The sequence below is a fragment of the Vibrio sp. Vb1554 genome, from assembly GCF_033344235.1.
In genome coordinates, this window is the sequence record NZ_JAWPOJ010000002.1 from 1 (window position 1) to 13,157 (window position 13,157).

Genomic DNA, 13,157 nt, shown 5'->3' on the forward strand with positions numbered 1-13,157 from the left:
GGAATGGTTTCAGTAACGGTGTCGCCATCGAAGTCGGTTGCGATAATTGGGAAGTTGAGTGTCAGCTCATCACTATCCACCGCGTGATCAATTGGCCCTTCTAGCGTGAAGTTGTAAGAGCCATCAGTATCTACTGTCAGAGTAAATACTGGGTTGCCACCCGCAGTCGCTTCATAAGTGAAACTACCATCACCATTTGCGGTTTCTGTTAGCGTTACAGCCACGCCTTGCGATGTTAAACCGTCCACTGGTGTTGCTGAAGCATCGAGTTGGTAGCTCACCACTCGGTCAGAGCCTTGTGTGGTAGTAAAGTTGCCATCAATAGAAATTGGATTGCTTTGGTCTGAGCCAATTGACGCTAGATCATCTTCATCAACCGTAATGGTGTCGACGTCGGTAATAACAGGCTTATCGTCCACGATTGTCACTGGGATAGTGGCATTTGTGGTGTCGCCATCAAAGTCTGTTGCGATGATTGGGAAGTTGAGTGTCAGCTCATCGCTATCTACCGCGTGGTCGATTGGACCTTCAAGCGTGAAGTTATAGCTACCATCAGTATTCACCGTCAGCGTAAAGACCGCTTCACTACCCGCTGTCGCCTCGTAAGTAAAGCTGCCATCAGCGTTTGCGGTTTCAGTCAGCGTAACTGCCACGCCTTGTGATGTAAGGCCGTCAACTGGTGTTGCAGAAGCATCAAGCTGATAACTTACCACTCGGTCAGAGCCTTGTGTGGTGGTGAAGCTACCATCAATAGAAATCGGGTCAGTCTGGTCCGAACCAATCGTGCCTAAATCATCTTCATCAACAGTAATCGCATCAACATCGGTAATAGTTGGCTTATCATCCACGATGGTAACAGGCAATACGATTTGGCTTGTGTCACCATCGAAGTCTGTAGCAATAACGCTAAAATCAAGGGTTAAGCTGTCGCTATTTGCCGCATGGTCAATTGGACCTTGCAGCTCAAAACTGTACGAGCCGTCGGTATTCAAAATTAATGTGAAAACTGCACTGCCATTTGCCGTTGCGCTGTAGGTGTAACTGCCATCTGCATTTTGCGTTTCGGCAATGGAAACGGTTTGACCTTGAGATTGCAGGCCATTTAAAGAATCAGCGTTTACATCCAACTGATACTGTACGACGCCATCAGAACCTTGAGTTGTCGTAAACTGACCTTCGACCAGCGTTGACTGTGATTGGTCAGAGCCTACCAAACTTAAGTCATCTTCATCGACGGTAAGAGCGACAACGTCATTAATGGTTGGCACATCATCGGCAATGGTTACCGGTAGAACAAGTGAACTGGTGTCACCGTCAAAGTCCGTTGCGACAATAGTGAAGTCTAGAGTTAAGCTATCGCTACCCACAGCATGATCGATTGGACCTTCAAGGGTAAATGAATAAGAACCGTCAGGGTTCACTTGTAAGGTGAAGATAGCGTCCCCTTCTGCCGTTGCAGAATAGGTAAAGCTGCCATCTGAATTGGTTGTTTCCGTCAGAGAGATAGATCGTCCCTGCGATTCCAACCCATTGAGTGGATCAGTGCCGCTCTCTAATTGATAACTTACAACACGGTCTGAGCCCTGAGTCGTCGTGAAGCTACCTTGCGCGAACACAGAGTCGCTTTGATCGGAGCCAATGCTTGATAAATCGTCTTCATCGACGGCTAGCGCATCAACGCCATCAATCGAAGGAACGTCATCTTGAACTTGAATGACAATTTGCGCAGCTTCTGGTGTGTTCGAACCTTCGGTAATAGAGGAGCGGTCACCATCCGCATCTACCGCGTAAACTGGCAGTGAGAAAGTGAGCGAGTCATCGTTAGCACCCGTATGGTCAAGTTGTTCATACAAGTTGAATTGGTATTCGCCCAATGCAGGTGCATCAATCGCCACATCAAATACGGTAATACGCACACCATCCAGCTCGATGAAGCCTTCGTAAGTACGTACGCCGTTACTCTCGGACGCTAGTTCTAGTTGAACAACCTGCCCTTGAGATTGGAGTTCTCCACCAACATTGAACTCTGTAGGTTCCAACTCATAGTGATCAATGATGTCACTTCCGACCGCTGTCGTGATCGACCCAGTACCACTTGTTACTGCCGCGCCTTCCTGTGAACCTTGGTCAACCCCCGCCTCATCTAAAGACAAGCCCGTCACGTTCTCAATCACTGGGTTATCGCCATCGAGGATGGTCATCGTAAAGGTGTTGCTTGCCGTATCTTGGTCATAGTCGACGATTGTGGTTGGTAAAGAGAGCTCAATCGTATCTTCACCGTTTGTTTGTTCTAACGGCTTAAATTGCTCAAATTGGTAGGTACCATCAGTATTCAGACTGATGGTTAAGACGGTTTCATTCGAGCCAGCAATGGACAAGGTGATAGTACTGCCGTCTTCAGAGAGTACCGCTTCTGTCGCCTGATTATCACTCAGTAGGCCATCGAACTGACTAAGTCCTTCTTGATTAAACGTGACCGTTGCCAATTGATCACTACCAATATCAACAAAGGTGCCAGTAATTGGTGTAGAAGAAGATTCAACGTTTTCAAAAGTAACGTTTTGCGGCGCAGGAGCATCGCCATCAATAACGGTTGTCGTAAAATCGATAGGCGCTTGAATGCTGTTACCACCAATATCTGCACCTGTAATATCAAAAGCAATATTGATTTGATCACCGACGATCGATACTTGGCCATCAGCAACAGACGCAACATGGTCAACGCCCTGGCTAATCGTGGTAACGACTTCTAACTCTAAATCACGGCCTACAGATGTCGCTTCGATCTCGATACGAAGCACTTCGTTACCTTCTTGAGTACCGATAATGGCATTTTGCGCTTCGTCATAAACGAACGCCACTGGCTGACCACCAGAGGTAATATCACTGTTAAGCTCAGTCAACAAAGACTCTAAAGAAGACGTTTCGGGTACAAATGAAGCAGTATCAAGTGCGAGATCCCCTGCTTCAACCAGCACACTAGACGAAATGGTTTGCGGGTAGCTTGATAGAGAAATTGAGCCTTCTGTTACGCTAGATTGCAGTGACTGCCCACCATCAGCAAAAATCGTGACATTCAAACCGTCATCTTCGTCGCGATCATCTTCTCCGCTGCGAGTCGCAGACGTTTCAAAAAAAGTAGAAGCGAGTACTTCCGGGTTATTATATTCAACCGTCACGTAGCCAGCATTAGCCGAGCCTTCAGCACCTGCGCCAGCAGCTGTTGCTTCTAAGATAGCGGTAGGGTCAGCTCCGTCTAAAATAGCTTGCTGAATAGCGGCAATATCGTTGGCGTCGAAGTCAGCACTTCCAATAGCCGTTGGGTCAAAAGTCACCAAGCCATTAACTGGAGATTGTACCAATACTGGTTCTAACGGTTCAGAAGAAGGCACAGGAAGACAAGCAACACAATTTGCATCGACCAGATAAAGCTCATTATTTATCTGTACGTCGAGAGAAGCATTATTTTCTGTGATAATAATCTCGCCAGGTCTTAACTCATCCCCCGCTTTTATGACCTTAACGTTTCCATCCAGGCCCAAAACCAAAACTTCACCTTTGACAGCATTTACAATCGCGCTCTGCGGTACCGTGTGCGTACTCATCTGACCTCCGCTAATGGCTTACGTTTCCCATTAACCTTTTTAGATAATTTCTTATTAATTTAGTGCGGCATACTGCACACCTTTATACGATTAAACTAAGTATTGAATCATTAAACAATCGATAAATACCCTACTACCAAGCAACATAAGTAAAACTTACTCGTAGTCACAGAAATGTGACACATGTGCTGACGCGTAGATATCGAATAATTATATGAAATTGATACCTTATTCTGATTAAGTGTAGTTGTTTTAAGAAAAGAAGAGAGATGAAATCATTCAGCTAAACGCCAGACTGCCGGTTGCGATCAATAATGGAAGAAAAGCAATGAGAATGTTGTATACACCGGAGCGTGATGACATCTTAATCAATATCGGTGACGAAAAAAACGTAACGATTAAATATTGAACAACATAAATTGCAGGACAAAATGCAACGATAAAAAAGTGGCTTACGATATGAATCCCCGCACACCACGAGTTCGGTTTTGTTCTGATATACAGCAAAAAAAACACGAGCAAGCTAATAATAAAATACATAAACACAGCACTTGAAAATAATTATCATTTTCAATCATATGTAAATATTCCCTTACTTTCAATGGTGTTTGAGCTATTAATGTCATCGTTATTATCAATCAACACAATAAGTAAAATTATCAGTAATTCCAGTCCTAAACGTTTGCGTAATCGCTAACCTTCTCTTAACCTTGATTTGAGGCTTTTATCACGGTTTTTCCATTGATATAGTGCGTCCATACAACAAAAAAAGACCATTCGAGGCATGGAGCTTCCTCATTAATCTCAAGATGAGAAGAATTGGTACCGACAAAATTCGGCAGATTTTAAGAGGGTCAAAAAATGGACATGAATATGGTTGAGATTTTAGGTTATGCAGCTTCAATCATGGTCGCTATTTCGCTAACTATGAAAGATATTGTTAAGCTTCGTATCCTTAACTTTATTGGTTGTGCGCTATTTACTGCTTACGGACTAATGATTGATTCTTGGCCTGTAGTACTAACTAACGGTTTTATTGCTTGCGTTAACATCTACTTCCTAGCAAAAATGCAGCAGGAAAAAAAAAGCCTAGAGCCTGAGAAAGCGCAATAGCATTCAAACAATAAAAGCCCGCAAATCATAAGATTGCGGGCTTTTGCTTTTAACATTCCCTTTCTATCACAGCATCCTTAAACGAGCGCTAACGAACCCAGCTAAGTGCTAGTGTTTCTCGACGAGAAAACATGTCCACATGCGATGAAATGATCGCCTTCACCGTATTCAGTTTCTCTTCTGAATCCGCCTCACAGGTTATAGTTAAGCTAGATGCACAAAGGTTAAACTCAGCTTTTCCCGTCGGAAATGTCACCAAACCGCTATTTTCATTCCAAGTAGCAGGAACTTTTCGTCCAAAATGCCGACAAAGCGTCACTAAGTATTTGTCAGCGTGTTCGCTATCTATTCGGGTGCTTTCTTTAATCATGAACTTACTCGTTACTTTGAAACGTCCTATGAAGAACCTTGTTAGAATTGATAAGCTGCAGAGAGCTTGAAGTTGCGACCCGGCTCGTAGTCATCAAGCGTGAAGCCACGTGCAGTCCCCGAACGAGACGCATGAGAGCTGTACAACTCGTCAAATACATTATCAATACCAAAGGTCACCGACAGCCCATCAATATCAGACGGCACCCATTGAGCGTATAGATTATGCACATCATAACTTGCTTTCTTTGGCTGACCATCAAAGACGTTGTCTTCCTCTAGAACAAACATTGAGTTCCACCCGAAGATCGTTTCTAAAGCGTCTGACTGGTAATCCAAAGTTAGAGCAATGCTATCCCCCATATCAATGCTACGCCCATTGCCCCCAGCAACAGGACCACCAGTATTCTTGTTTTTGGTGTCCGACTTAGAGTAAGAAAGTTTGCTGTTAAACTTGTCGTAACCATAAGAAGCACTTGCTTCAAAGCCTTTAATCTCAACATCACCTAAGTTGTAAATCAGGTAAGTTTGAGTCGCGTTTTGGTACTGGTCTGCAATGTAATCATCAATTTCCGTTTGGAATATCGTAATATTCGCCCCAAAGAAATGCTTATCAAAGGTTTTATCAAAACGAACACCACCCTGCGTGTTCAATCCCGTTTCTGGCTTTAACCCATCCTCTAAAAATGCAACGTCTTGGTAAGCAATAAAGGTTTCCATTAGCTCTGGACCTTTAAATAGAGAGCGTGCACTCGCAAACAACGTCCAATCTTGCGTCACCGCCCATTCTGCTGCTAGAGCCCAAGTTACATCATCATAATTACTGGTTCCTGTCTCAGCTTTGCGTTTGTAATCATCAAAGCGCATACCTGCAGTAATAAAGAAGGCATCAGAGAAGAAGAACTGATCTTCTACAAACAGTGCGGTTGAAATCGCCGATTCGTCCATAAACTTACGACTACCGTAGTAACTCGAAGACGTTTTATCCATGTAGTCGAAGCCATAAGTGACTCGATTATCAAACTCACCTAACATAACATCTGACTGGAATTTGCCATTCAAACCAAAGTTTTGGTTTTTGGCGGTGTTCTTTGATAAACGGTTCGAGGGCCAACGAGGGGCCATCACCGTTTCGTCACGTTTAATTTCTGTCTCGGTATTATAAAGAGTGACGTTTCCTTGGTGTTGTTCGCCTCGCAACTCGTAACTCAAGGTAACGGTATCGCGGTCATAATCCGTAGGGATAAGTAACTTGCTCGACAGGCTATTATTTGCACTACCAGACATATCAGGACGCGGACTGTAATCTCCACTGTCTCGGTACATGTCATAAGAGAGCTCAAAACGATGGATGTCATTTAGTTCATACCCCAGCTTAGCCAGAATGTTGTAAACATCACCTGCAGCACCATAGGTTTTATTGCCATCACCATCTTCAAAATCATCACGCGTAACGTAATGGCCATAGACCATCGCATCAATGTTTTCGGACAAAAGTCCGTACAGTGTCAACGAACCTTGTTGGTTGTCGTTGGATGCATAGCCGCCATAAACACGCGCACCAAACTTTTCATCGTAACGAAGTAAGTCACGAGCGTCTTTCGTTTCAAAGTAGACCGAACCGCCTAACCCGTTTTGAGTCACAGAGTTATTACCTACCTGAATGTCCGCAGATTTGAGAATGTCAGGGTTCAACGTCAAGTTACCAATATGATGGAACATGCTCGCATGCTGAGAAGCACCGTCAAGACGAATGTCCAAATCGGTTTCGCTCAAACCACGAATCGTAATACGTTGATTCACAGAGTGTGTTCCACCAACATCCACACCGGGAATATCGCGCAGTAAATCAGACATATGATCCGCTTGCTTCAGTGACATGTCGTCCGCAAACATCGACTCAGTGTTGCTGGAAACTTTCGTTCCCCATACAACGACCTCTTCAAAATGTGACTCAGTATCTTGAGCTAAAACAGGGGTTGATAGCGCCATTCCCACTGCAAGGCAAAGGCTTGAAAGCTTGATAGGTGAACAAGCAGGGCTTTCCATAACTTCATTCCTAAATATTAATGATAATAATTCTCAGGTATAATAAGCATGAGTTTTATAAATACAAAGGCGATTTAGTTATGCGAAATCGCACAAGTGTTATGAGGAAGTGTCAAATGCAGGAAGTCACAACAAAACGAACTAAAATTGCCAAGATAGCTTTAACCCAAAGACTAGAGGCGACAGAGAAACAATGGATTGTCACGCAAGGCCAACCTTGTCAAACTCAACTGGCCGAAGGTAAGTTCCTATCATATCAGTATAATGATCAAATTTTTGTTCATGGCGGGCGTTGTCTAGAACTTATTGATTCGAATATTGTTTCTACTGCACACGCCTCACTGCTGGTCACTATTCTTTTAGAAGGTAGACTCTCGTTTGGCTACGACGATTTGCAATTTGATTTAGACGCGAGCGACGGCCCTAAGGGTGTAGTGGTGAACTTACTCAAACCTGCAAATTTTCGTCGTTCACTGCTCAAAGATAACCTCATTAATAAGATCAACATATTGGTTAAGCCCCAATGGCTAGAGGCCCGCCTTGAGCAAAATTGTAGCCATCGAGCCTTTTTTAACTCTCATCAGGCGTTTCAACAGTTGGAGCTTAACCAGACGCTATGCGAGCTGGCTGACACGTTAACAAATAGAGAAACACCGCAAGAGTTCCAAGAGAAGCTAGAGGTCGAAAGCTTGATCTATCAAATTTTACATCAAGCCACCAAGCAAATTCCTAAGAATTTCAGTGCTAAAAACAGCAGTATTGAACGACACATTGACGGTCGGATTGAGGATATTGTCAGCTATATTGAAACTCACCTTGATCAAGAACTACGCTTGGAAAAGTTGGCGAGCCAATTCTCAATGAGTGTTTCAAACCTGCAGCGCCGATTTAAACAATCACTTAATATGACCATAAACGGCTACATTCGTTTTCGACGTCTTGAGATTGCTAGGCAACATTTGGAACGTGGCCTAGTGACGATAACAGAAGCCGCCTATGAAGCCGGATACCACCACCCTTCTAACTTCACTTATGCCTTCAAAAAGGCATTTGGTGTGCCACCACATGAAGTGATTAAAGAGTAAGGGGACTCTAGGTAACTGACTGTTATTTAGGAGTGTCTTATCCACAACATCGGTATATACTCGCCTTAAACGTTATGGAGGTTAAACATGAATATTGGTGCTGTCGCGAAGCTCACAGGGCTTTCATCTAAGTCGATTCGATTATATGAAGACAAAGGGATCATATCTCCACCAGCGCGCAGCGACTCTGGCTATCGCGAATATTCAGATAATCATATTCAAGAGCTTAACTTGGTATCACGCGCAAAAAGCGCAGGCTTTTCGTTGCAAGAATGCAAAGAGTTCGTACAACTTGCTCATAACCCCAACCGCAAAAGTAGCGAAGTAAAAGCAAGAACCATGGACAAACTGAGAGAGGTTGAAGAAAAAATTGCACACCTCATGGAGATCAAAACGCAACTTGAAGGTTGGGTTTCTTCTTGTCCTGGAGATGCAGAGAGCCGATGCCCAATCATAGACGAGCTCACCAAGTAAGCCCGCCTATCTATTGATCTCGTTAAAAACGAACTAGCTCGCTTAATGATAAGTACACATACGCTTACCGTTTAACTCTATGATGTTAAATGGCGTTTCGTAGATGTCCTCTAGCGTAGACGCTTGAATAACCTCTTCAACCGCACCACTCGCCACAACTTTACCTTTCTTAAGCGCCAATATGACATCTGAGTAACACGCCGCGAAATTAATATCATGAATCACGACCACCATAGCTTTATTCATGTCATGGGCTAACTGCTGCACAACTTTCATGATCTGAAGAGAGTGTTTGATATCTAAGTTATTAAGAGGTTCATCAAGAAAGACATAATCTGTATCTTGTGCAATCACCATAGCAATAAATGCAAGCTGTCGCTGACCACCACTTAATTCATCCAAGTATTTGTCTTGAATATCTTGCAAATCTAAGTAGTCGATCGCTTTTTCTATGACCTCATGATCTTCTTTAGTCAGATTTCCTTTAGAGTATGGGAAACGACCAAAAGAGACTAACTCTTTTACGGTAAACCGCATTGTAATCGAGTTAGCTTGGCGAAGTACTGCCAGTTTTTTCGCTAGCTCTTTTGTGTCCCATTCCGCGATTTCCTTGCAATCAATGATAACACTACCGCCATCTCGCTCCGTTAAGCGCGAGGCCATAGATAACAGCGTGCTCTTTCCCGCGCCATTTGGACCGATAATCGATGTTACCTTGCCCTTTTCAAACTGAGTATTGGCCTCGTCTACGACTTTGTTTGAACCGAAAGCCTTCGTTAATTTGTCTATTACTATCATATTTATACAACTTTGTTTTTCAGCAGCAGGTATAAGAAATACGCACCGCCGATAAAGTTAATTACGACACTCAACGTCGTCTCAAAACTGAACACGTTTTCGATTATCCATTGCCCAGCAAGTAGTGAACTGATGGATAGAAACGAACATCCGACCAATAGCGTTTTATGTTGGTAACTTCGGAACATTTCTCGGCTTAAGTTGGTCACTAGTAAACCAAAGAACATGATTGGCCCTACCAAAGCCGTAGAAATAGCAATCAAAACCGCCGAGATAATAAACACATTTCTCGTCACTTTAGGTACATCAACACCCAAACTTTTCGCATTGTCTTGGTCGAGCCAAAACACATCTAAAGTGCGATGCATCCTAAACAACAACCAACATGCAAACATCAAAGCCGGAGCACTAAAGTAAACCAAGTTCACTTTGACATTATTGAAACTGGCGTACAGTTTCGACTGAACAATTGCATATGTGTTTGGGTCCATCAGCAAAGAAAAGAATGACGCCGCATTGGAAAATAGCTGACCAAAGATCAAGCCGACCAATAGCAACGTAATCAAGTTCTTGCTGCCTTTTGAAAAGTAAAACCCAAACAGCAGTAGCGAAAACGACACCATTACAATTACTGCAATCGCGAAATTGACGTACAAGTTAAGAACTAAGGTACTCAACCCACCAAAAATCAACACGATCAAAATTTGGGTTAACACATACAGCGCATCAAAACCCATGATACTTGGCGTTAAAATTCGGTTGTGCGTAATGGTTTGAAATACAAGTGAAGACTGAGCAATGGCCACACCCGCTAGCACTATCGCCAATACTTTAGGAACTCTACGAGACAAAAAATATTGGTAGTTGTCAGCCGTTAGCCCAATACCAATAAACAGACACGCGAAAAGAATCGCAATGCCACCTAGCAGCAGGATTTTCGTTGAATCACGCATGTTGCTTACCTCGCAACAACATTGCGATGAATACCACGCCACCCAATATGCTAATCACGATAGAGATTGGCATTTCATGAGGGAAAATAATTAAACGACTCACCAAATCGCAACACAACACTAAAATGGCCCCATACATGGCCGTAAGCGGAATGTTCTTTTTGAGGTTATCGCCATAAAAGTGACTCACGAGATTCGGTACAATCAGCCCTAAGAATGGCAACTGGCCAACAATCATCACGACACTTGCTGACATGATGGACACCAATAGCACGCCAATCGTCACAACCTGCTGATAATTCAAACCCAAGTTAATCGCGAAATCTTTTCCGATACCTACGGCAGAGATCCTTGCGGCAAAAAGATAGCTGAGGATAACCATTGGTACCGCGATGTACAGCAGTTCAAAATCACCACGCAAGATGTTGGCGAAGTTTGCGACTGTCCAAGCATTCAGACTTTGAAGTGCATCATATTTGTAAGCGATAAACGTAGTCATGGATTGGATGACATTGCCGAAAATAATCCCGACAAGTGGCACAAAAACCACGCTCTTAAATTGAATGCGCTGAATAAAGAAAACAAACGCCAGCGTCCCAAATACCGAGATGCCGAACACGAGCCAAAGGTGATTATCATTACCAAAGAAAACCACGCTCAGTACATAGCCCAGCATGGCACATTCGATCGTACCAGTTGTAGAAGGTGCCGCAAATCGGTTCTGGCTGATTTGCTGCATGACAAGACCCGCAATACTCAAGCCAGCACCAGCAAGCAATATGGCAAATAAACGTGGTATACGGCTGGTAAAGAAAAGTTCTAATGCTTTCTCATCACCTGAAAAGAGTTGTTGGGGTGTCATGTTTGCAACCCCAACAAATAACGAAACCGTGCTTAAAACCACAAGGGTTAGCAATAACTTCTTCAAAGTTAACCTCTGCTATCTTGGATTACAGTTCAACGGTTTGCTTTATCTCACTGACCATTTTTTCTGTTGCTGTCACACCAGACATCGACAAGTACCAAGCGTCCACATCTAAATAGGTGATTTTATGATTTTTATATGCCGCAGTCGCTTTGACTAAGTCGTTATCCATGGATTTACGAATATCGTTATCCGGCGTACCTGTCAGAGAATTTCGGTCAACCACGAGAATATTTTTCGGGTTAGCTTCACGAATAAACTCATAAGAAATGACATCTCCGTGAGTGCCCGTTTTCACGTGCTCAACCGTTTCCAAGAAGCCAAAGTCGTTATAAATGACGCCAAATCGCGACTGGGCACCAAACGCGCTGATGTTGTCACCCATGCTTAAAATCGTTAATGCATCATTTTTGTTCGATTGGTTGTAGTCGCGGATTGCTTTGAATTGAGTATCTAACGCTTCAATTTTCTGCTCTACTTTTTCTTCGATATTGAAGATCTTACCAATATTGCGCCATTGCGCTTGCGTGCCTTCCCAATAGCCTTGGTTTTCTTTCGCCGCGAAAACAACTGTAGGGGCAATTTCACTCAGCTCTTCATATTTCGCAGACGCTCGCGGACCAACCAAAATCAAATCCGGTTTTTGCATGTAGATGGTTTCAAAATCAGGTTCAAACAAACTACCCGCAGAGGTGTAGTTATCTTTGCTGTATTTTGAAAGGTAACTAGGAAGATTAGACGAGTTAGATACTGCAACAGGATCGATACCAAAGTTGTCCAGCGCATCTAGCGGGCCAAAGCCAATCACAACCACACGCTCTGGGGATTGTTCTAGCTCTGTTTGACCCATGTAGTGGTCAATCACAACTTTAGCAGCGAAAGAAGGAGAAACAGTAAATAACGACAGCATAGCCGCACCGACGAATTTTTTCATTTTGTTAAGCCTTAATGAGATCTATTATCATACGCGTTCGCAATATAACGCTACTCTTTAATGCATTCAACAAAATTTAAGGTACTTTACATTAGTTACGTTTACTCAAGACTTAGATATATCAAAGACTTATAAAACCCATCAGTTCCAATACCTGGGCGTATCATTCATGCGCTTCAATAAACGCTTTGAGTGCCAGCTCATCAATAATCTCCAAACCGTTGTCCGTTTTTGTAATCAATCCCTTTTCAATCAAGTCCTTAACTGCACGTCGATAGACTCGGCCTGAGGTACCAAACCGCTCAGCCTCTTGGTTCACTTTATCAAAACCACCAAGCAGCTTATCCGTCTGATTACGGACGAGAAGATCATAGGCAATGTTGTAAGTAATGGGATGCAACAAACGATTAGTGTAGATATCCATGGAGTCTTGATAATCCTCAGCCAATGCTGAAGCGAAGAACACCATCATTTGGGGATGATTTTGCAGTGCTTCGGTTAGTTTTTGGATACAGATAACATCAACCTGCATATGTTCATCTGCTATCACATTCCATTGACAAGGAGTCTGAGTGAAGAACTCCATTTCACCATAAATATGATAGTCGCAGTTAGCTTCCCCTAATTGAAAACGTCGTCCATTTGCGGCCAATATGTTCATCGAGACTCGACCTACTGGCACAACATACAAGTACTGAAGTTGCTCACCTTGGCGGAGAATTGCTTCCCCAGCATCAAAGTAACGCGAATTTATTTGGCATTGATAAATCAAATCGCGAAAGGTGGCACTCTTTTCTTCAAGGTATGTTTTGAAGCGACCAGTCGGATAAGGGCTGATTTTCATTTTCTGCT

The 13,157-nt window shown here is 43.3% G+C and carries 11 protein-coding genes; 3 read left to right on the plus strand and 8 right to left on the minus strand.

All coding sequences use genetic code 11. The features are described 5' to 3' along the window. Nucleotides 1–3,605, minus strand: a 3,605-nt coding sequence (locus R8N28_RS01970; protein WP_318183315.1) for a retention module-containing protein, incomplete at its 3' end; no start/stop codon positions are given. A gap of 861 nt (nt 3,606–4,466) precedes the next feature. Here R8N28_RS01970 and R8N28_RS01975 point away from each other — a divergent pair. Beyond that, entirely contained in the window at nt 4,467–4,718 is a 252-nt protein-coding gene (locus R8N28_RS01975) for a YgjV family protein (protein WP_005376619.1), read from the plus strand. Between the two features lie 88 nt (nt 4,719–4,806). Here the strand turns inward: R8N28_RS01975 and R8N28_RS01980 are convergent, their stop codons facing one another. Both R8N28_RS01980 and R8N28_RS01985 read right to left on the minus strand, forming a co-directional pair. Next, nucleotides 4,807–5,088, minus strand: coding sequence for a DUF2218 domain-containing protein (locus R8N28_RS01980; protein ID WP_005376622.1), 282 nt, complete (start codon nt 5,086–5,088; stop codon nt 4,807–4,809). 41 nt (nt 5,089–5,129) lie between these two features. After that, nucleotides 5,130–7,136: a TonB-dependent siderophore receptor gene (locus tag R8N28_RS01985; RefSeq protein ID WP_065275235.1), complete on the minus strand. Its 2,007-nt coding sequence runs from the start codon at nt 7,134–7,136 to the stop codon at nt 5,130–5,132. Nucleotides 7,137–7,252: 116 nt separating this feature from the next. Between R8N28_RS01985 and R8N28_RS01990 the strand changes: the two genes are divergently transcribed. Together R8N28_RS01990 and cueR are read left to right on the plus strand one after the other, a co-directional pair. After that, nucleotides 7,253–8,221, plus strand: a complete 969-nt coding sequence (locus R8N28_RS01990) for a helix-turn-helix domain-containing protein (protein ID WP_005376626.1) — start codon at nt 7,253–7,255, stop codon at nt 8,219–8,221. An 87-nt stretch (nt 8,222–8,308) separates the two neighbouring features. After that, complete coding sequence (gene cueR / locus R8N28_RS01995) at nt 8,309–8,695, plus strand: Cu(I)-responsive transcriptional regulator (protein ID WP_005376627.1); 387 nt, start codon at nt 8,309–8,311, stop codon at nt 8,693–8,695. Between the two features lie 42 nt (nt 8,696–8,737). Here cueR and vctC read toward each other — a convergent pair whose 3' ends face one another. The 5 genes from vctC to R8N28_RS02020 all read right to left on the minus strand — a co-directional run bounded on the left by vctC (nt 8,738) and on the right by R8N28_RS02020 (nt 13,149). Further along, on the minus strand, nt 8,738–9,493 hold the full coding sequence (gene vctC, locus R8N28_RS02000; protein WP_005376629.1) for an iron chelate ABC transporter ATP-binding protein VctC: 756 nt from the start codon (nt 9,491–9,493) through the stop codon (nt 8,738–8,740). Between the two features lie 2 nt (nt 9,494–9,495). Further along, nucleotides 9,496–10,446, minus strand: coding sequence for an iron chelate uptake ABC transporter permease subunit VctG (gene vctG, locus R8N28_RS02005; protein WP_005376631.1), 951 nt, complete (start codon nt 10,444–10,446; stop codon nt 9,496–9,498). Further along, nucleotides 10,439–11,374 (minus strand): iron chelate uptake ABC transporter permease subunit VctD, encoded by a 936-nt coding sequence (vctD, locus tag R8N28_RS02010; RefSeq protein ID WP_017820306.1) that lies wholly within the window; start codon nt 11,372–11,374, stop codon nt 10,439–10,441. The genes vctG and vctD overlap by 8 nt, the downstream gene beginning before the upstream one ends. 22 nt (nt 11,375–11,396) lie before the next feature. Further along, nucleotides 11,397–12,305 carry a siderophore ABC transporter substrate-binding protein gene (locus R8N28_RS02015; protein ID WP_065275234.1) on the minus strand — a complete coding sequence of 303 codons (909 nt, stop codon included), beginning with the start codon at nt 12,303–12,305 and terminating at the stop codon, nt 11,397–11,399. 163 nt (nt 12,306–12,468) lie between these two features. Beyond that, a complete protein-coding gene (locus R8N28_RS02020) occupies nt 12,469–13,149 on the minus strand; it encodes a Crp/Fnr family transcriptional regulator (protein ID WP_005382613.1) in 681 nt (226 codons plus the stop codon). Nucleotides 13,150–13,157: the final 8 nt, after the last annotated feature.